The 17557-nt window shown below is 72.3% G+C and carries 14 protein-coding genes and 1 pseudogene; 9 read left to right on the top strand and 6 right to left on the bottom strand.

The genetic code is table 11. The features are described 5' to 3' along the window. The first annotated feature begins 247 nt into the window (after positions 1-247). Genes ACVDFE_RS16425 through araD form a run of 3 tightly spaced genes read left to right on the top strand, consistent with a single transcriptional unit; the run spans position 248 to position 3505 of the window. On the top strand, positions 248-895 hold the full coding sequence (locus ACVDFE_RS16425; RefSeq protein WP_360392480.1) for a GntR family transcriptional regulator: 648 nt from the start codon (positions 248-250) through the stop codon (positions 893-895). After that, complete coding sequence (locus tag ACVDFE_RS16420) at positions 882-1787, top strand: dihydrodipicolinate synthase family protein (RefSeq protein ID WP_458430944.1); 906 nt, start codon at positions 882-884, stop codon at positions 1785-1787. The genes ACVDFE_RS16425 and ACVDFE_RS16420 overlap by 14 nt, the downstream gene beginning before the upstream one ends. After that, the gene (gene araD / locus ACVDFE_RS16415; RefSeq protein ID WP_458430943.1) at positions 1784-3505 is read left to right on the top strand and encodes an L-arabinonate dehydratase; all 1722 of its coding nucleotides are present in this window, start codon (positions 1784-1786) and stop codon (positions 3503-3505) included. The genes ACVDFE_RS16420 and araD overlap by 4 nt, the downstream gene beginning before the upstream one ends. A gap of 87 nt (positions 3506-3592) precedes the next feature. Here araD and ACVDFE_RS16410 read toward each other — a convergent pair whose 3' ends face one another. Next, positions 3593-4480 carry an alpha/beta hydrolase family protein gene (locus ACVDFE_RS16410; RefSeq protein WP_458430942.1) on the bottom strand — a complete coding sequence of 296 codons (888 nt, stop codon included), beginning with the start codon at positions 4478-4480 and terminating at the stop codon, positions 3593-3595. 103 nt (positions 4481-4583) lie between these two features. On the opposite strand from ACVDFE_RS16410, the gene ACVDFE_RS16405 reads away from it, so the two are divergent. Both ACVDFE_RS16405 and ACVDFE_RS16400 read left to right on the top strand, forming a co-directional pair. After that, on the top strand, positions 4584-5138 hold the full coding sequence (locus tag ACVDFE_RS16405; protein ID WP_458430941.1) for a TetR/AcrR family transcriptional regulator: 555 nt from the start codon (positions 4584-4586) through the stop codon (positions 5136-5138). A 90-nt stretch (positions 5139-5228) separates the two neighbouring features. Continuing rightward, the gene (locus ACVDFE_RS16400; protein ID WP_458430940.1) at positions 5229-6212 is read left to right on the top strand and encodes a LacI family DNA-binding transcriptional regulator; all 984 of its coding nucleotides are present in this window, start codon (positions 5229-5231) and stop codon (positions 6210-6212) included. A 184-nt stretch (positions 6213-6396) separates the two neighbouring features. Here ACVDFE_RS16400 and ACVDFE_RS16395 read toward each other — a convergent pair whose 3' ends face one another. From ACVDFE_RS16395 to ACVDFE_RS16380, 4 genes and pseudogenes are all read right to left on the bottom strand, one after another. After that, positions 6397-8178, bottom strand: coding sequence for an AMP-dependent synthetase/ligase (locus tag ACVDFE_RS16395; protein WP_458430939.1), 1782 nt, complete (start codon positions 8176-8178; stop codon positions 6397-6399). A 30-nt stretch (positions 8179-8208) separates the two neighbouring features. Continuing rightward, positions 8209-11031: a molybdopterin-dependent oxidoreductase gene (locus ACVDFE_RS16390; RefSeq protein WP_458430938.1), complete on the bottom strand. Its 2823-nt coding sequence runs from the start codon at positions 11029-11031 to the stop codon at positions 8209-8211. 113 nt (positions 11032-11144) lie between these two features. Next, positions 11145-12959, bottom strand: coding sequence for a LuxR C-terminal-related transcriptional regulator (locus ACVDFE_RS16385; protein ID WP_458430937.1), 1815 nt, complete (start codon positions 12957-12959; stop codon positions 11145-11147). A gap of 478 nt (positions 12960-13437) precedes the next feature. Then, positions 13438-13923: pseudogene (locus ACVDFE_RS16380) on the bottom strand (ATP-binding protein); the annotation flags it as partial. Between the two features lie 119 nt (positions 13924-14042). On the opposite strand from ACVDFE_RS16380, the gene ACVDFE_RS16375 reads away from it, so the two are divergent. After that, on the top strand, positions 14043-15029 hold the full coding sequence (locus ACVDFE_RS16375; RefSeq protein WP_360392505.1) for a PHP domain-containing protein: 987 nt from the start codon (positions 14043-14045) through the stop codon (positions 15027-15029). 146 nt (positions 15030-15175) lie between these two features. On the opposite strand, the gene ACVDFE_RS16370 is transcribed toward ACVDFE_RS16375, so the two are convergent. Continuing rightward, positions 15176-15439 (bottom strand): hypothetical protein, encoded by a 264-nt coding sequence (locus tag ACVDFE_RS16370; RefSeq protein ID WP_360392507.1) that lies wholly within the window; start codon positions 15437-15439, stop codon positions 15176-15178. Positions 15440-15881: 442 nt separating this feature from the next. Here ACVDFE_RS16370 and ACVDFE_RS16365 point away from each other — a divergent pair, with 442 nt between their 5' ends. The 3 genes from ACVDFE_RS16365 to ACVDFE_RS16355 are packed head-to-tail and all read left to right on the top strand — an operon-like array spanning position 15882 to position 17546. Then, positions 15882-16346 (top strand): SRPBCC family protein, encoded by a 465-nt coding sequence (locus ACVDFE_RS16365; RefSeq protein ID WP_360392510.1) that lies wholly within the window; start codon positions 15882-15884, stop codon positions 16344-16346. Between the two features lie 12 nt (positions 16347-16358). Beyond that, positions 16359-17078, top strand: a complete 720-nt coding sequence (locus tag ACVDFE_RS16360) for a SigB/SigF/SigG family RNA polymerase sigma factor (RefSeq protein ID WP_360392512.1) — start codon at positions 16359-16361, stop codon at positions 17076-17078. A gap of 42 nt (positions 17079-17120) precedes the next feature. Beyond that, complete coding sequence (locus tag ACVDFE_RS16355; RefSeq protein ID WP_458430936.1) at positions 17121-17546, top strand: DUF4383 domain-containing protein; 426 nt, start codon at positions 17121-17123, stop codon at positions 17544-17546. The last annotated feature ends 11 nt before the right edge of the window (positions 17547-17557 follow it).

Below are 17557 nucleotides of genomic sequence, written 5' to 3'. Positions count from 1 at the left end.
GGACGTGGTCCGCGTTCGGCGGTGGACCGTCGAGCGAGGCCTCCGGTGGTGGCTCATCCCTCGGCAACGGGCACGGAACGCGGGAACGCCGCACTTCTTCTCCTCTTCCGCAGTACCGCGCTCTCGCGGTGACCGACACCTTCAGAACGGGCCGCGGAGGAAGTTGGTTCACCGTGGACACAGAAAGGTGATCAGTCCCGAAGTGCGTTCTTGACCGGGCCGCTGAGCAGGCCATACGGTGTCGTATATGATATATGACCGACCGGGAGCACCTCCCGCGTCGCGCACGGACTTCGTTCTGGAATCGATCAAAGAAGCGATTCTCAACGGAAAGCTGAAGCCCGGTCAGCCGCTCGTGGAAACAGATCTCGCCGCGTGGCTGAGCGTGTCGAAGACGCCGGTGCGGGAGGCGCTGAAGACCCTGGCCGGGTCCGGGCTGGTCGTCCAGAGCCCGTACAAGGGCGTCGCCGTGCGCACGGTCGACGCCGCGCTGGCCACCGCGGTGTACGACGTGCGGGTGCAGCTGGAACCCGAGGCGCTGCGCCGCGCGGTGGTGCTCGGGGCGTCGTTCGAGGAGGCCGGGCTCGCGCTGGAGGACACCGGCGACCTCGCGCGCCGCAGCCTCGCCAACCGGCGGTTCCACCGCGCCCTCTACGCCGGCTGCGGCAACCCGCTGATGGTGCAGATCCTCGACGGGCTGCACGACCAGGCGGCGCTCGTCACCGTCGCCGGGTGGGGCATCCGCCCGACCTGGGAGGCCGAGGCCGCCGAGCACCGCGCCGTCCTCGCCGCCGCCGTGGCCGGTGAGAGCAGCCGCGCCGCCGTGCTGCTGCGCGACCACCTGAAGACGTTCGCCGACCGAGTGACCCAGGAGCTCGCCGATGTCGTTCGATGACCTGTCCGAACAGCTCGCGTCCGTCGTGGCGGTCACGGTGACGCCGTTCGACGCCGAGGGGGCCGTGGACGAGAAGGCCTGCGCGACCGTGGTCGACCGGGTGGTCGACGGCGGGATCACCGTCGTCACGCCGAACGGCAACACCGGCGAGTTCTACGCGTTGTCCCCGGCGGAGACCGAACGCGTGCTGCGGGTCACCGTCGACACCGCCGCCGGACGGGCCTCGGTGCTCGCCGGTGTCGGGCACGACCTGGACACCGCCGTGCGGGCCGCCCGGTTCGCCGACGCGCACGGCTCGAACGGGGTCATGGTCCACCAGCCGGTGCACCCGTACCTGTCGCTGGAGGGCTGGGTCGGCTACCACCGGGTGATCGCGGACGCCGTGCCCGAGCTGAGCGTGGTGCCGTACGTGCGGGACCCGCGGATCGGCGGCGAGCAGATCGCCGCGCTCGCGGACGCGTGCCCGAACGTGGTGGGCGTGAAGTACGCGGTGCCGGACCCGGTGCGGTTCGCCGCGGTGGCGCGGGACGCGGGCCTGGACCGGCTGACCTGGGTGGCGGGGCTCGCGGAGCTGTCCGCACCGGGCTGCTTCGCCGTCGGCGCAACGGGTTTCACCTCGGGGCTCGCGAACGTGTCCCCGCAGCTGGCCGTGCAGCTGCTGCGCTGCCTGCAGGCCGGTGAGCCCGGTGCGGCGATGCAGCTCTGGGAGTTCGTGCGCGGGTTCGAGGAGCTGCGGGCGGCGGACGGGTCGGCGAACAACGTGTCCGTGGTGAAGGAAGCGCTGGCGCAGCTGGGTGTGTGCCGCCGGGACGTGCGCCCGCCCGCGAGCGTGCTGGACGAGGCAGGCCGGTCGGCCGTGGGTGTGGTGCTGAGCTCGTGGAGCCTGCTGTGACGCCTTCCGGGAGGAGGTTGCGCAGCGCCGCGTGGTTCGAGGGCGAGGGGCTGCGGGCGTTCTCGCACAACGCCCGGATGCGCCAGCTCGGGCTGAACGCGCAGGAGCACCTCGGCAAGCCGGTCATCGCGATCCTGAACACGTGGAGCGGCATCAACCCGTGCCACATGCATCTGCGCGAGCGCGCGCAGCAGGTCGAACGCGGCGTGTGGCAGGCGGGCGGGTACCCGGTGGAGTTCCCGGTGTCCACGCTGTCGGAGACGTACCAGAAACCGACGCCCATGCTGTACCGCAACATGCTGTCCATGGAGGTGGAGGAGATCCTCCGCTCCTACCCGGTCGACGGCGCGGTGCTGATGGGCGGGTGCGACAAGACCACGCCGGCGTTGCTGATGGGGGCGGCCTCCGCCGGTCTGCCCGCGATCTTCGTGCCGGCCGGGCCGATGCTGCGCGGGAACTGGCGCGGGCAGCGGCTCGCCTCCGGCACCGACATGTGGCGGTTCTGGGACGAGAAGCGCGCGGGGACGATCACGGACGCCGACTGGGCGGAGATCCAGTCAGGGCTCGCCCGCTCCCCCGGCACGTGCATGACGATGGGCACGGCGTCGACGATGACCGCGGCGGCGGAGGCGCTCGGCCTCACGCTGCCCGGTGCGTCGTCGATCCCGGCCGTGGACTCGGCGCACCACCGGATGGCGGCCGCCGCCGGTCTGCGCGTCGTCGAGATGGTCGGGGAAGGACTGGCGATCGGCGACGTGCTGTCGCGCGAGGCCTACGAGGACGCGGTGCGCACCGTGCTGGCGCTCGGCGGGTCGACGAACTCGTGCATCCACCTGATCGCGATGGCCGGGCGGTCCGGGATCCCGTTGTCGCTGACCGACTTCGACCGGCTGTCGCGCGAGGTGCCGGTGCTCGCGTCCGTGCAGCCCGCCGGCGAGCACCTCATGGAGGACTTCCACTACGCCGGTGGGCTGCGCGGACTGCTGTCGCGGTTGAGGGACACCCTGCACCTGGACCGGACCACCGTCACCGGCCGCACGTTCGGCGAGGACCTCGACGGTGCCGAGGTGCACGACCCGTCGGTGATCCGGCCGCTCGACGACCCGATCTCACCCGAGGGCGGTCTCGCGGTGCTGCGCGGCAACCTCGCGCCGGACGGTGCGGTGATCAAATACGTGGCGGCGGACCCCGCGCTGTACAAGCACACCGGTCCCGCCGTGGTGTTCCACGGGTACGAGGACCTGCGGGCGCGCATCGACTCGCCCTCGCTGGAGGTCGCGGAGGACTCGGTGATCGTGCTCGCGGGAGCCGGCCCGAAGGGCGGGCCCGGCATGCCCGAGTACGGGATGCTGCCGATCCCGGACAAGCTGCTGCGGCGGGGTGTCCGGGACATGGTCCGCGTGTCGGACGCCCGGATGAGCGGAACTTCCTACGGTGCCTGCGTTCTGCACGTCGCACCGGAGGCCCACGTCGGCGGGCCGCTGGCGTTGGTGCGCGACGGCGACCTCGTGACGCTGGACGTCGAGGCGCGGGTGCTGCGCGTCGAGCTCCCCGACGAGGAGCTGGACCGGCGGCGGGCCGCCTGGGTTCCGCCGGCGCCGACGTTCGAACGCGGGTACGGCGCCCTCTACTACGAGCACATCACGCAGGCGAACGAGGGCTGCGACTTCGAGTTCCTGGCCCGCCCCGGCACCACCCCCGACCCGAACGCCCACTGACCCCCTGCTCCGCCGGCATCCGCAAGTACCACCAACTCAACATCAACAGGCACTTTTCCACTACCGACAGCGCTTCCGGGCAGGGGGTCAGGGCTTGGAGACGATGGTGCCGAGGGCGGCCGGGAGGCGGTTCTGGGCGTCCTGCCAGTCGTTCATGCCGTAGAGCTCCGTGCGCAGGTAGGCGGCTGCGAGCTCGCGGACCGCCTGCAGGCGCTGCGGGTTCTCGTCGGTGGTCTCGGCGACGTCGTAGCCGGAGACGCCACCGAGACCGTGCTCGCCGCCGACCAGCGTGAGCAGTGCCTTGCGGCCGGGCGCCAGGTGGTACGGGTCGGCGTGCCACGACGGACCGGCGGTGGTGAGGTGCTCGGAGCCGTCGTTGTCCCCGGCCACCACGAGCGCGGGGGTGGTCATGCCCGTGAAGTCCGCGGTGGCCATGAACCCGTAGTGCTCCTTGACGAAGTCGGTCAGCGCGTCACCACCGCCGGTCGCGGCGAGCAGGACGCCGGCCCTGACCCGCTCGTCCCTGAGGCTGACGCCCTCGGTGGTCATGCCGAGCAGCAGGCTCGCGGTGTGGCCGCCCATGGAGTGCCCGACGACGGCGACGCGGCCGGTGTCGAGGCGGCCCTCCAGCTGCGGCACGGCCTTGACGACCTCGTCGAGCCGGTCGAGCAGGTGCGACAGGTCCTCGGCCCTGGAACGCCAGAACAGCGGTGCCCCCGGCGTGTCCGCGGGCAGGTCCAGGGTGCGGGAGCTGAGGTGCGTCGGCTGCAGGACGACGAAGCCCTGCTCGGCCCAGTGGTCGGCCAGCGGCGCGTAGCCGTGCAGCGAGGACAGGTGGTTCGAGTAGCCCTGCCCGTGCGACAGCAGGATGATCGGCAGCGCGGTGCCCTCGGTCGGCGCGGAGACCTTCAACTGCAGGTCGACGGGCCTGCCGGGGATCTGGAGCACGACGGGGCTCACCGTGAGGACGGTCATGGGTTTCCCTTCGAGTAAGCTTCAGCCGCGTAATCGGAGCGACGTTCCGGAACGATACGGAGCACTGTTCCGCTTTGTCAACCGTGCCTCGGAGAGGAGTGCCGTGCCACCACGCAAGCGGTCCGACGCCGTGCGCAACGAGCAGACCCTGCTCGCCGCCGCGGCGGCCGTGTTCGTCCGTTCCGGCGTCGACGCCCCGATCAGGGAGATCGCGGCCGAGGCCGGCGTCGGCATGGGCACGATCTACCGCCACTTCCCCACCCGCGCCGACCTCGTCGTGGCCGTCTACCGCCACCAGGTCGAGTCGTGCGCGGCGGCGGGCCCGGAACTGCTGGCCGCCGCGGACTCCGCGTTCGTCGCATTGCGACGGTGGGTCGACCTGTTCGTCGACTTCCTGGTGACCAAGCACGGCCTGGCGCAGGCGCTGCAGTCCGACGACAGCGGGTTCGCCTCGCTGCACGCCTACTTCCTGGACACGCTCGGGCCGGTGTGCCACGCGCTGCTGACCGCGGCGGCCGACGCCGGGGAGGTTCGCGGGGACGTCCAGCCGTACGAGCTGATGCGCGGCATCGGGAACCTGTGCATCGGGCAGGCCGACGAGCGGTACGACCCGCGGCGGCTGATCGCGCTGCTGCTGGACGGGCTCCGCCGGACCTGACTCCCCGCACCGCCCCCGCCGGGACTTGACGCCGACCGCCCTGCGCACCCGTCATGATGGGCCCAACCGGCAGCTGAGGGCGAGGTACCAGTGGCAGTCACCATCCGCGACGTGGCACGCAGGGCGCACGTGTCGGTCGCCACCGTGTCGCGCGCGCTGACCTCACCCGAGCTGGTGCGCCCGGAGACCCGGTCGCGGGTGCTGGCCGCCGCCGCGGAGCTGGGGTACCAGCCCAACCGCGCGGCACGGGGGTTGATCACCGGCAAGACGGGCAACATCGGCATCGTCGTGCCGGACCTCGACAACCCGTTCTTCACCGGTGTGCTGAAAGCGGTGCAGGCGCGGGCTTTGCAGGCGGACTACGCGGTGTTCGTGGCCGACAGCGACGAGGACCCGGTGGCCGAGGCGCGGCTGGTGCACGCGATGGCCAAGCAGGTGGACGGGGTCGTGCTGTGCGCGCCGGGGCTGGAGGACTCGCAGGTCTACGAGGTGGCCGGGGCGACGTCGCTGGTGCTGCTGAACCGGCGGCTGCCCGGGGTGCCGTCGGTGCTGATGGACTCGGCGGGCGGGATGCAGGCGGTCGTCGACCACCTGGTCGCGTTGGGACACCGGCGGATCGCCTACCTCAACGGGCCGCGCACGTCGTGGTCCAACCAGGAGCGCCGGCGCGGGCTGCTGACAGCGGTGGCACGGCACGGGATCGAGCTCGTCGACCTCGGCCCGTTCGCGCCGCGCTACGAGGGCGGGTTGCAGGCGGCGGACCTGGCGGTGGCGGCGGACACGACGGCGGTGGTCGCCTACAACGACATCATGGCGCTCGGGGTGCTGGCGCGGTTGCGGGACCGCGGGATCTCCGTGCCGGGCGAGGTGTCGGTGACCGGGTTCGACGACCTCACCTACGCGGCGCTGTGCTCGCCCGCGCTCTCCACCGTCGCGATGCCCGTCGCACAGGCCGGGCGGACCGCGGTGAACCTGCTGCTGGACTGGTTCGACTCCGACCACGACGAGGTGCCGCAGGTCGTGCTCGGCACGCAGCTGATCGTGCGCGGGACCACCACACCGCCGAAGAAGTAGGGCCCGGCAAGCAAAAGGCGGCCCCGGCCAGCGCCTGGGGGGAGTGCGCTGAAAGCCGGGGCCGCGAGAGCGGCTGGGCCCGAGGGGGGAGGGGGCCGTGCGCCGCTGGTGCACCACTCTGCCCTGGGATCGGGAAGAAAGCCAGGGTGGATGTACCTGTTTTTGGATTTCTCGTACGTACGGGTTACGCGTAGAGACCTTCGTACAACGGGGAGTGAAGGCGGTGCACCACGGACCGCTTGACCTTCAACGTGGGCGTGAGCTCACCTTCCTCCTGCGACAGATCCCTTGCCAGCAGCACGAACTTCTTCACCTGGGAAACACCGGCGAAGTGCGAGTTCGCTTCGTCGACGACTTCCTGCACGAGCGCGCGCACATCCGGGTGAGCCACCAGTGACTCGATGTCGCCGGGAAGTCCACGCGACGCCGCCCACGGACCGATCTCGTCCGCGTCCAGTGTGATCAGAGCCACACAGTACGGTTTGCGGTCGCCGTACAGCACCGCGTGCGAGATCCACCGGGACTGGCGCAGGGCGTTCTCCACGTTGGCGGGCGCGATGTTCTTGCCGCCCGCGGTGATGATGATGTCCTTCTTGCGCCCGGTGATCGTCACGAAACCGTCCTCGTCGATCTCGCCGAGGTCGCCGGTGTGCAGCCAACCGTCCTCGATGGTCTCCGCCGTCGCCTCGGGGTTGCGCCAGTAGCCCGCGAACACGTGCGGACCGCGCATCAGCAGCTCGCCGTCCTCCCCCAGCCGCATCTCCAGCCCCGCGATGCCGGTGGCACCGACCGAGCCGAGCTTGAAGCGCTGCAAGGTGTTGATGGTGCCGATCGCGGTCGACTCGGTCATGCCGTAGCCCTCCAGCACCGGCACCCCGGCCGCGTGGAAGAACCGCAGCACCTCGGTGGAGATCGGCGCGGCACCGGACAGCGCCTGCTCCAGCCGGCCGCCGAACACCGCGCGCACGTTCGCGAACAGCGCGTCGGCCTGCTCGAACGCCGCCGCCATCTCGGCGGGCACCGGTTCGCCCGCGGCCCTGCGGCGCCGCACCTCCAGGCCCAGCGCGACCGCCTGGGACAGTTGCGCGGGCTCGACGGCCGACGTGACGAACGTGTAGATCTTCTCGAAGATCCGCGGCACCGACGGCAGGAACGTCGGCCTGACCTCGGCGAGCTCGGGGATGACCGCCTTCATGTCGCCGCCGAAGTAGGCGAGCTCGCCGCCGCGGTACATCGTGCTGAACATGACGATCTGCGCGAAGACGTGCGCCAGCGGCAGGAACAGGTAGACCGTGCCCTGCATGGCGTCGATCCGGGTCTCCTCGGCCAGCAGGCACAGGGCGACCCAGTTGCCGCTGGTCAGCACGCACCCCTTGGGCGGGCCGGTGGTGCCGGAGGTGTAGATGATCAGGCTCGGGTCGTCCGGGTGGACCGCCGCGCGGCGGGAGTCGAGCTCGGCGGCCAGCGGCGAGGTGCGGCCGGTGTCGCCCAGCTGCGCCACCGTCGGCCGGTCGCCGGCGGGCTCGATCGTGAACACCGCGCGCAGCTCGGGCAGCTCACCGCGCACCGCCTCGACCTTGGCGCACTGCTCCTCGTTCTCGGCGACCACGACGGACGCACCGGAGTCGCCGATCACCCAGGCGATCTCCTCCGGCGTGCTGGACGGGTAGATCGGCACGACGATGCCGCCCGCCGCCAGCACGGCCAGCTCGACCGCCACCCACTCGTACCGGGTGCCGGCGAGCACGCACACCCGGTCCCCGGAGGACAGTCCCGCGTGGACGAACCCGGACGCGAGCTCCAGCACCAGCTCCGCGACCTCGGCGAAGGTCCGCTGGTGCCACCGGCCGTCCTCCTTGTACCGCCACGCCACCGCGTCGCCGTACGCCTGCTCCGCGAGGAACGGCAGGTCGGCGGTGCGGCGGACGGCTTTCAGGGCGTTCGGGCTGGTGACTCCTGCGGTCATTGCGGCTCCTGCGCGCGTCGGGGTGGGGGATCAGGCGGGAACGACCTGGACGCGGGTGCCGTTGAGCACGGCGGTCCCGGAGAGCGGGTCGATCCGGAGGTCGTCGGTGAGGAGGTTGACGTTCACGCCGGCGTGCTCGCGGGCCACGGACATCCGCGTGCCGGGCTGGTCGTGGCCCCAGCCGTGCGGCATCGACACGACACCGGGCGCGATGTCGGCGGTGACCTCGACGAGCACCTCGACCTTGCCGACGCGGGAGGTCACCTGGGCGGTGCCGCCGTCGGTCAGCCCGATCCGCTCGGCGTCAGCGGGGTTCACCTGCAGCGTGCACAACGGCTTGCCCTTCACCAGCGCGGGCACGTTGTGCATCCAGGAGTTGTTGGTGCGCAGGTGCCTGCGGCCCACGAGGACCAGGTCGGTCTCGGGCGCGGTGAGCGCGGAGAGCACGCGCGGCAGGTCGTCCACGACGGCCTGCGGGGTGAGCTCGACCTTGCCGGACGCGGTGCGCAGGACCTCCGGCAGGCGCGGGGTCAGCGGACCGAGGTCGATGCCGTGCGGGTTCTCCAGCAACTGCCGCAACGACACCCCGTACGCGCCGGTGCGGAGCTTGAGGTCCAGCAGGCGTTCCTCGCGCGTCTCCCCCTCTGGCTCGAAGTCGGCGCCGGCCTTCTCCTTCAGCCCCGCGAGCTGGACCGCGGCCACCGCGTCGAGGTCGGCGTCCGGGCCGAGCCCGCTGAGGATGGTCGCGAGCCGGAAGAAGATGTCCGCCTCGTCGACGCGGTCCTCCTCCAGCGGGATCGGTGCGCGCGAGTACTTCACGACGTTGCGCACGGAGTTGCTGAAGAACGCGAGGTCGTAGTGCGCGCGCCGGGACGGCGGCGGCGTGGGCAGGATGACGTCCGCGTGCCGGGTGGTCTCGTTGAGGTACGGGTCGACGCTGACCATGAACTCCAACGACGCGAGGGCGTCGCTCACGCGTGCGGAGTTCGGCAGCGACAACGCGGGGTTGCCGCCGATCGTGAACAGCGCGCGCACCTGGCCTTCGCCGGGCGTCTCGATCTCGTCGACCATCGTGACGGCGGGGAACTCCCCCATCACCTCGGGGTGGCCCTTGACCCGGCTGTGCCAGCGGCCGACGCCGAACCCCTTGCCCCGTCCGGGGCCGCGCCGGGTGTGGGCGGGCAACGGCCACATCACGCCGCCCGGCCGGTCGAGGTTGCCGGTGAGGACGTTGAGCGTGTCGATCGCCCACGACGCGACCGTGCCGAACTCGACGGTCGTGGTGCCGATGCGCCCGTAGACGGCGGCGCGCTCGGCAGCGGCGAGCTGCCGGGCCAGGGCGCGGATGGTCGCCGCGGGCACGCCGGTGCGCTCCGCCACGGCGTCCGGGCCGAAGCCGGCGACGAGCGCGCGGACCCGGGTGTGGTCGGTGACGTGCTCCGCGAGGTCCTTGAGGTCGACCAGGTCCTGCGCGAACAGCTCGTGGACGAGGGCCAGCAGCAGGAACACGTCGGTGCCCGGCCGGATCACCACGTGCTGGTCGGCGGCAGCAGCGGTGCGGCTGCGGCGCGGGTCGACCACGACGAACGACCCGCCGCGCCGCTGCAGCTCGCGGAACCGGCCCGGCACGTCCGGCACCGTCCACAGGCTGCCGTTGGAGGAGAACGGGTCCGCGCCCAGCACGAGCATGAAGTCGGTGCGGTCGATGTCGGGCACCGGGATCGAGAAGACGCTGCCGTACATGTGGCCGCACTGGACCTGCTTGGGCATCTGGTCGACGGTGCTGGCGGTGAAGACGTTGCGGCTGCCGAGCGCCTTGCGCAGCGGTCCGGCGTACAGGCCGCCCGCGAGCGAGTGCACCACGGGGTTGCCCAGGTACATCGCCACGGAGTCGCGGTCGGGGAAGTCCTTCAGCCGCTCGTCGACGTGCGCGAACGCCTCGGCCCACGTGACCTCGACGAACTCGCCGTCCCGCTTGACCAGCGGCGCCCGCAGGCGGTCCGGGTCGGCGTCGAGCGCCCCCAGCGAAGCGCCCTTGGGGCAGATGAAGCCCCTGCTGAACTCGTCGTCGCGGTCACCGCGCACCTTCGTGATGCGGTCGCCGTCGACCGTCAGCTCCAGCCCGCACGTCGCCTCGCACAGCGGGCAGGTCGTGAACACGGTGCTCATGCGTCCCCTTGTCCGGCTTTTTTTCCCCAACGCGTACCGATCGGCGGCCACCGGGCGCAAGCGCCCTGCCGAGGTCAACCCGAACAGCTCACTGACCGCCCCCGCAATCATGTCGGGCCGGCGCAGGGTGTGCTCGAAGCGGAAGCCGACGACCGCGCGCGAACCGCCGAGCAGCCCGGTCAGGTGCACCGACTCGTCCTGGTCGGGGCCGTGGCAGACGACCCGCCCGAACGGCGCCAGAGCGGCCAGGGAGGCCTCCAGCGCGCCGCCGGGGTCGAGCACGACGTCGACCCGCTGGTCCTCGTTCGCCCGGACGAGCCGCGCGGCCAGACCGTCCCGGCCGGAGTCGACGGCGACGTCCGCGCCGAGCGCCACCGCCGTTCGCCGACGGTCCTCGCTCGATTCCGTGGCGATCACACGGCCCGCTCCGAAGCTGCGCGCGAGTTGGACGGCTATCGCACCGACCTCGCTCATCGCGTCGTGCACGACGATCGTCTCGTCCGGCCCGAGGTGCGCGCACGTGCGGAGGAGGTGCCACGCCGTCGTGCCCGCTCTGGCCAGCACCAGTGCTTCGTCATCGGTGACACCGGCGGGGACGGGCAGGTGCACCCGGCCGGCGATGACGACGACCCGACGGCCACCGTCCTCGACCCGGACCTCGTCGACCGCCGCCGCTGTGCGCATGAACCCCATCTCAGGGGTGCGCGGCGCCGGGCTGTAGTGCGGCTTCCACAACAGCTAAGGAACCGGCGCCCCGGTGCGGCCGGGTGAGCCCACCACCCGGCTGGGAACCCGGCTCAGCGCTGCTGCCGGGCGTCCAGGACGCGGGCGAGCTCCAGCCGCGACGACACGTGCAGCTTGGCGTAGACGCGGGACAGGTAGACCTCGACCGTGCGCGGGCTGTAGTGCAGGGCGGCGGCGATGTCCCGGTTGCGCATCCCCTGCTGCACCAGCCGCGCCACGTTCTCCTCGGCCTCGGTGAGCAGCCCCGGTGCCTTCGACCGCGCTCGCGGCACCTTGGCGCCCAACGCCCGCAGGCGCGTTCCCGCCCGGCGGCGCAGACCGTGGACGCCGAGCCGCTGGAACGTCGTGTACGCCTGCACGAGCGCCGGCACCTCGTCGCCGGTGACCTCGCCGAGGGCCAGCTGCGCACGGGCCTTCTCGAACTCCAGCCCGCCCAGCGCGGCCTCGGTCACGGCCTCCCGCACGGGCTCCGGATCGCGGTGCACCAGGCCGGTGACCCGCCGCAGGGTCGTGCGCGACCACGGTGACACCCGCTGCGACGAGACGGCGGTGAGCCGGTCGAGGGTGTCGAGCGCGCTGTCCGTGCGGCCGCGGTCCAGGTCGAGCTCGATGGTGCGCGCGACGAGGACGCACGAGTAGGGGGCCTCGAACCGGTCGCCGACGTCGGTCAGCAGCAGCGCGCAGGCGTTCTGGACGGCACCGCGGGCGACGAGGTGGTCGGCCAGCGCGATGGTGTGCAGCCGCGCCATGTTCACCGACCCCGGCGCGGGCAGCTCCGCCAGCCGCGCGGCCACGTCCAGCTCGCCGCGCCACGTGCGGATGGAGAGCTCGACCGCCTGCAGCACGCCCAGCGCCTGGTCGGCCCGCGCGGCCTCGACGTCGGCCCGCCAGCGGCCGATGCCGTCGAGCGCCGCGTCCCAGCGCCCGCCGAGCCAGTCGAGCATCACGCAGGCGGAGGCCCGTTCGGCGCGGAACCCGTGCGAACCCACCTGGTCGACGAGCTCCTCGGCCCGCCGCAGCCGCCACGACGCGTCGTGCACCAGCCCGGTCAGCGCGCTGGTCGAGGCGCACACCGACAACGCCTGCAGCTCCAGCATCGGCTGCCCCGCGCTGCACGCCAGTGCGCGGTTCGCGTACTCGACCGTCTCGTCGTGGCGGAACAGCAGCGACGTCAGCATCGCGAGGTGCTCGTTGACGATCACGCCCTCGGCCGGTGAGCCGACCGGCACCGCCGCGACCCGCGCCACCTCGGCCGCCGCGTCCGCGTGCCGCCCGGTGTGGACGAGCAGCACCGCGCGCTGCGCCTGCAACGTCGCGGGCGCGCCGGTGCCGGCCACCTCGCGGTCGGCCAGCTCCATCGCCTCGGCAATGCGCCCGACGGAGAACAGCGAGGAGATCACGGCCGTGGCGACGCGGGCGCGTTCCGTCCCCGCCGGCAGGGTCTCCAGCGCGGCCAGGCCGGGACCGACCGCGAGCGCGGGCCGGGACGCCCGCGCGAGCACCCTGCACTGCAGCGCGAGCAGCTCACCGCGTTCGGGTGCGTTGTGCGGCAACAACTGCAGCGCCCGCCCGCACAGCGCCGCCGCCGTCTCGGGTGCCGTGGACCGCGCGAGGCCGGCGGCCTCGGCGAGCACCGCGACCGCGGCCCGGTCACCGGGCGCGGCGGACTCGGCGAGGTGCCACGCGAGCTGCAGCAGGTCGACGGGCAACCCCTGCGCGCGGTCGTCGAGCAGCCGCGCGGAGATCAGGCTGTGCAGGTGGCGGCGCTGGGCAGGGCCGACCTCGTGGTAGAGCGCCTCGCCGACCAACGCGTGCGAGAACCGGTACCCGCGCTCGTCGTCGTGCACCACGATGTGCGCGCGCAGCAACTCGTCGAACGCCTCGACGACCGTGCAGCTCCGGCAACGACGCGACCCTCGCCAGCAACGGGATCTGGTCGAGCCGCACGCGCCGGAACACCGACACGGCCCGCGCGACCACCCGCGTGTCGTCCTCCAGCGGCGCCACCCTGCGCAGAACGGCCTCCCGCCGGGTCAACCGGATCGCGTCCGGCGGCACGGACAGCCGCACCCGCCCGCCGTCGAGCGCCACCAGGTCGAGCTCCCGCAGCGACCGCGCGATCTCGGTGACGAAGAACGGGTTCCCGTCGGCCCGCTGCTGGACCTCCCTGGCCAGTGCCTCGTCCACGGGTGCCTGCAGCACCGCCGCCACGATCCGCGCGACGTCCGCGTCCGGCAGCGGGGCCAGCTCGATCCGCACGACCTCCGCGTGCTGCTCGACCCGGTCCAGCAGGTGCTCCGCCCCCGGCTCGCCGACGTGCGACCGGCTCGCGGTGACCAGCACGAGCGGGGCCGCCGCCACCCGCCGCAGCACCAGCCCCAGCAACGCCAGCGAGTCGTCGTCGACGTGGTCGAGGTCGTCGACCAGCAACGCCGCCGGCCGCGCGGCGGTGAGCTCGGTCAGCAACCGCACGACCCGGTCGCAGGCGCGCCCGAACCAGGCACCGGAGTCGTCGGTGACCTCCAGCGCCGCCAGTGCTTCCGCGTGCGCGCCGACGGCCGGTGTGCCGGTGCCGGGGTCGAGGCTCCGCACCGCGGCGAGCACCGCGCCGTACGGGATGCGCTTGCCCAGCACGTCGGAGGCGGAGGTGAGGACGCCGCAGCCGCGTTCCCGCAGGCGGCGGGCGAGCTCGGTGAGGAGGCTGGTCTTGCCGATGCCCGGTTCACCGGTGATCGCCACCGCGACCGTGCCGGTGGCCGGGGCGTGCTCGACGCAGGTCAGGACGGCGTCCAGCTCGGCGGCGCGGCCGAAGAACCGCGGGGTGGCGCGCAGCGGAGTGTCGGGGATGACGGCCTCCTGGGTCGGGCAGGGCTGCTCCGCAGTGTTCCACGGAGGCGGGACGGCGGGTGCGATCCGGTTGCGGGGCCGGGTGCACGGGGTAGGAAGGGGGTATGGATCCGGTCAAGGCGTTGAAGCAGGTGGCCTTCCACCTCGAACGAGCGGGCGAGCCGACCTACCGCGTCCAGGCCTTCCGCAACGCGGCCGCCGTGCTGGCCGAGCTCACGCCGGAGGACGTCGAGGAACGCGCGCGGCTCGGCACGCTGACCGACCTGAAGGGCGTCGGGAAGTCCACCGCCGGCGTCGTCGCCGACGCCCTCGCGAACCGGGAGCCGCGGTACCTCGCCAAGCTCCGCCACGTCGACCTCACCGGCGGCGAGGAGCTGCGGGCGCGGCTGCGGGGCGACTGCCACGTGCACTCCGACTGGTCCGACGGCGGCAGCCCGATCAGGGACATGGCGGAGGCGGCGCGCGACCTCGGGCACGAGTGGATGGTGCTGACCGACCACTCGCCGCGGCTGACCGTCGCGAACGGACTGTCACGGGAGCGGTTGCTGAGGCAGCTCGACGTCGTGGCGGAGCTGAACGCGGAGCTGGCGCCGTTCCTCGTGCTGACCGGGATCGAGGTCGACATCCTCGACGACGGGTCGCTCGACCAGGACGACGACCTGTTGGAGCGGCTGGACGTCGTGGTCGCGAGCGTCCACTCGAAACTCAGGATGCCGCGCGCGGAGATGACCGAGCGGATGCTCACGGCCGTGGCGAACCCGCACGTCGACATCCTCGGCCACTGCACCGGACGGCTCGTCGTCGGCAAGGGGCGGCCCGAGTCGCAGTTCGACGCCGAGCGGGTGTTCGAGGCGTGCGCCGAGCACGGCACCGCGGTGGAGATCAACTCACGGCCGGAGCGGCTCGACCCGCCGCGGCGGCTGCTGTCGCTGGCGGTCGACGCCGGGTGCACGTTCTCGATCGACAGCGACGCGCACGCGCCCGGCCAGCTGGACTGGCTGAGCTACGGCTGCGCGCGGGCGCAGGAGTGCGGGGTCGACCCGGACAGCGTGATCAACACCCGACCGGCAGCGCTGCTGACAGCCGGGTGAGGTGCTCGTAGCAGGACACCGGCGGGCCATGCCGCGCGGCACAGCCCGCGCACCGGTTCCGGGGCCCGGCGCCGACCAGCGCGGCCAGCTCACGCGCCGGTTCCACCGCCCCGTCGCGCGCCGGTCGGGGTGCTCAGCGCGTACCGCTACACCGGCAACGGCCTCATCCGGTCCGGCATGTGCGCCCGCAGCGCGTCGTGCAGCGACGACACCCCGGCGGCGTCCAGCACCAGGGAACCACCGGCGCAGGCCAGCTCGGCCTCGCCGGTCCGCTGGTCCGGCACGTACGTGAGCTCCACGTCCGGCACCGAGCACGACTCGGCCGCGCGGATCGCGACCAGCAGCTCCGACACCCGCTCGTACCCCAGCCGCGTGCTCCACCGCACCGCGGCCGGGGGACGGACGAACAACCGGAGCCCTCCCGTAGCACGGCGAACTTCCACGCACGTCAACACCGCTGCACCCTTCCTGCAACCCTGTTTCACGGCGAGACTAGCCACGACCGCGCCGATCCAGAGGCCGCCATCACCCGTTCGGTTCACCGGCAGCAGGGCTTCTCGAACTCGGAATTCCGTGCGGTGGAGAAGTCCTCCACCAGCGAGACTCCGGTCGGGCGGCGTCGCCGGGCTCGCGGACGAGCGTCCGGCGGAATGTCGCGTCCTGGGGCGAAGCGGAAAAACCATCTGCACCCGAAGGAAGCATGCCCTCGCGGTCCACGGGTGATGTCGCGATGCGCGGACAGCACGCACGTCATCACTCCGAGTGACCGTCCGAAGTGGACTAAGCCCGATGTGTAACACCGGGAGCGACGGGTACTCACCCTTCGACGACCCAATCTGAGGAGGAGGTTTCGTGACCACCATTGAGAAGTCGGTGGACGTCCACGTGCCGGTGAGCACGGCGTACAACCAGTGGACCCAGTTCGAATCCTTCCCGGCGTTCATGGACGGCGTCGAGAAGATCGACCAGATCACGCCGACCAGGACCCACTGGACCACGAAGATCGGTGGTGTCGTCCGCGAGTTCGACGCGGAGATCACCGAGCAGCACCCCGACGAGCGCGTCGCGTGGACGGCCGTCGAGGGCACGCCGCAGGCCGGTGTGGTCACGTTCCACCGGATCGACAACGACACGACGCGGGTGCACGTCCAGATGGAGTTCACCCCGGAGACCATCACCGAGAAGGCCGGAGCGGCGCTCGGCGTCGTCGGCCACCGGGTGGAGGGCGACCTGAAGCGGTTCAAGGAGTTCATCGAGAACCGCGGTGTCGAGACCGGAGCGTGGCGGGGCGACGTGACGCCGCCGCCCCAGGTCTGATCGTGGTGCCCGTTGACGCCAGACCAGCACGCGGCGTTCGAGGAGCTCGCCCGCACCGCCCGTGACTCGTCGCGCTACTACGCGCTGCGGGACCGGCTCGTGCGCGAGTACCTGCCGCTCGCCCGGCACATCGCTCGCCGCTTCAGCGAACGCGGCGAGCCGATGGAGGACCTCGCCCAGGTGGCGGCGGTCGGGCTGATCAACGCCATCGACCGGTTCGACGTGGGCCGGCAGACGGACTTCCTGTCCTACGCCGTGCCCACGATCACCGGCGAGGTCCGCCGCCACTTCCGCGACCAGTGCTGGGCCGTCCGCGTGCCCCGGCGCCTGAAGGAGCTGTGCGACTCGATCGACGGGGCCACCGCCGAGCTGTCGCACCGTTCCGGGCGGTCTCCCACCCCCTCGGAGATCGCCCGGCACCTCGGCGTCGGGCTCGCGGACGTCTACGAGGGGTTGCGCGTCGAGAAGAACGTCGCGGTCGCCCCGCTGGAGGCGCTGCAGGACAACTCGGCGGACGACCCGGCACTGGAAGGCGTGGAGATCCACGAGGCCCTGCAGCCCATGCTGCGGGGCCTTCCCCGTCGGGAACGCACGATCGTGGTGCTGCGGTTCTTCGGCCGGCTCACCCAGACGGAGATCGCCCGCAGGGTCGGCATCTCCCAGATGCACGTCTCGCGACTGCTGACGAAGTCGCTGGAACAGCTGCGCAACGACCTGCTGGCAGACGAGTGACGTGGGCGAGCGGGAACGCCCGTCCCTGGTGATACTGACGGGATGACCCGGTTGCGGTGGCCCCAGAAGCTGGCGATCGGCACCGGCGCCCTGCTCGCGCTGTGGGCCGTCGCCGGCTTCTTCGTGACCGGTTTCTCGCCGTTCGCCACCGAGACCGACACGTGGGTGCTCGGCCTGCGGGTCAACCCGCTGCAGAACGCGCTGCACCTCGTGTTCGGCGTCGCGCTGCTGCTGTCGTTCCGCAACCTCAGGGCGCTGAGCGGCACGGCGTTGCTGGTGGCAGCGGCACTCCTGGTCACGTTCGGCCTGGGCACGGCCCGCTACGACGAGCAGGTCGTGAACGTGCTGAACGTCAACCCCGGCAGCAACGTGCTGCACCTCCTCGCCGGGTTCGCCGCACTGGCGGTGGCGCAGGGCGCGGTCTGGTGCCGCCGGTGCGACCGCGCCCCGCGGCTCAGGAGGTCCTGAGCCGGGGCCCG

Source organism: Lentzea chajnantorensis (genome assembly GCF_054300775.1).
Note: the sequence above shows the minus strand (reverse complement) of the source record. Positions and strands in the feature narration are given on the sequence as shown.

Coding starts and splice junctions, on each gene's coding strand:
- ACVDFE_RS16375 (WP_360392505.1), top strand. CDS start 14,043: ATGGATCCGGTCAAGGCGTTGAAGCAGGTGGCCTTCCACCTCGAACGA.
- ACVDFE_RS16390 (WP_458430938.1), bottom strand. CDS start 11,031: ATGCGCACAGCGGCGGCGGTCGACGAGGTCCGGGTCGAGGACGGTGGC.
- ACVDFE_RS16410 (WP_458430942.1), bottom strand. CDS start 4,480: ATGACCGTCCTCACGGTGAGCCCCGTCGTGCTCCAGATCCCCGGCAGG.
- ACVDFE_RS16425 (WP_360392480.1), top strand. CDS start 248: ATGATATATGACCGACCGGGAGCACCTCCCGCGTCGCGCACGGACTTC.
- ACVDFE_RS16420 (WP_458430944.1), top strand. CDS start 882: ATGTCGTTCGATGACCTGTCCGAACAGCTCGCGTCCGTCGTGGCGGTC.
- ACVDFE_RS16355 (WP_458430936.1), top strand. CDS start 17,121: ATGACCCGGTTGCGGTGGCCCCAGAAGCTGGCGATCGGCACCGGCGCC.
- ACVDFE_RS16395 (WP_458430939.1), bottom strand. CDS start 8,178: ATGACCGCAGGAGTCACCAGCCCGAACGCCCTGAAAGCCGTCCGCCGC.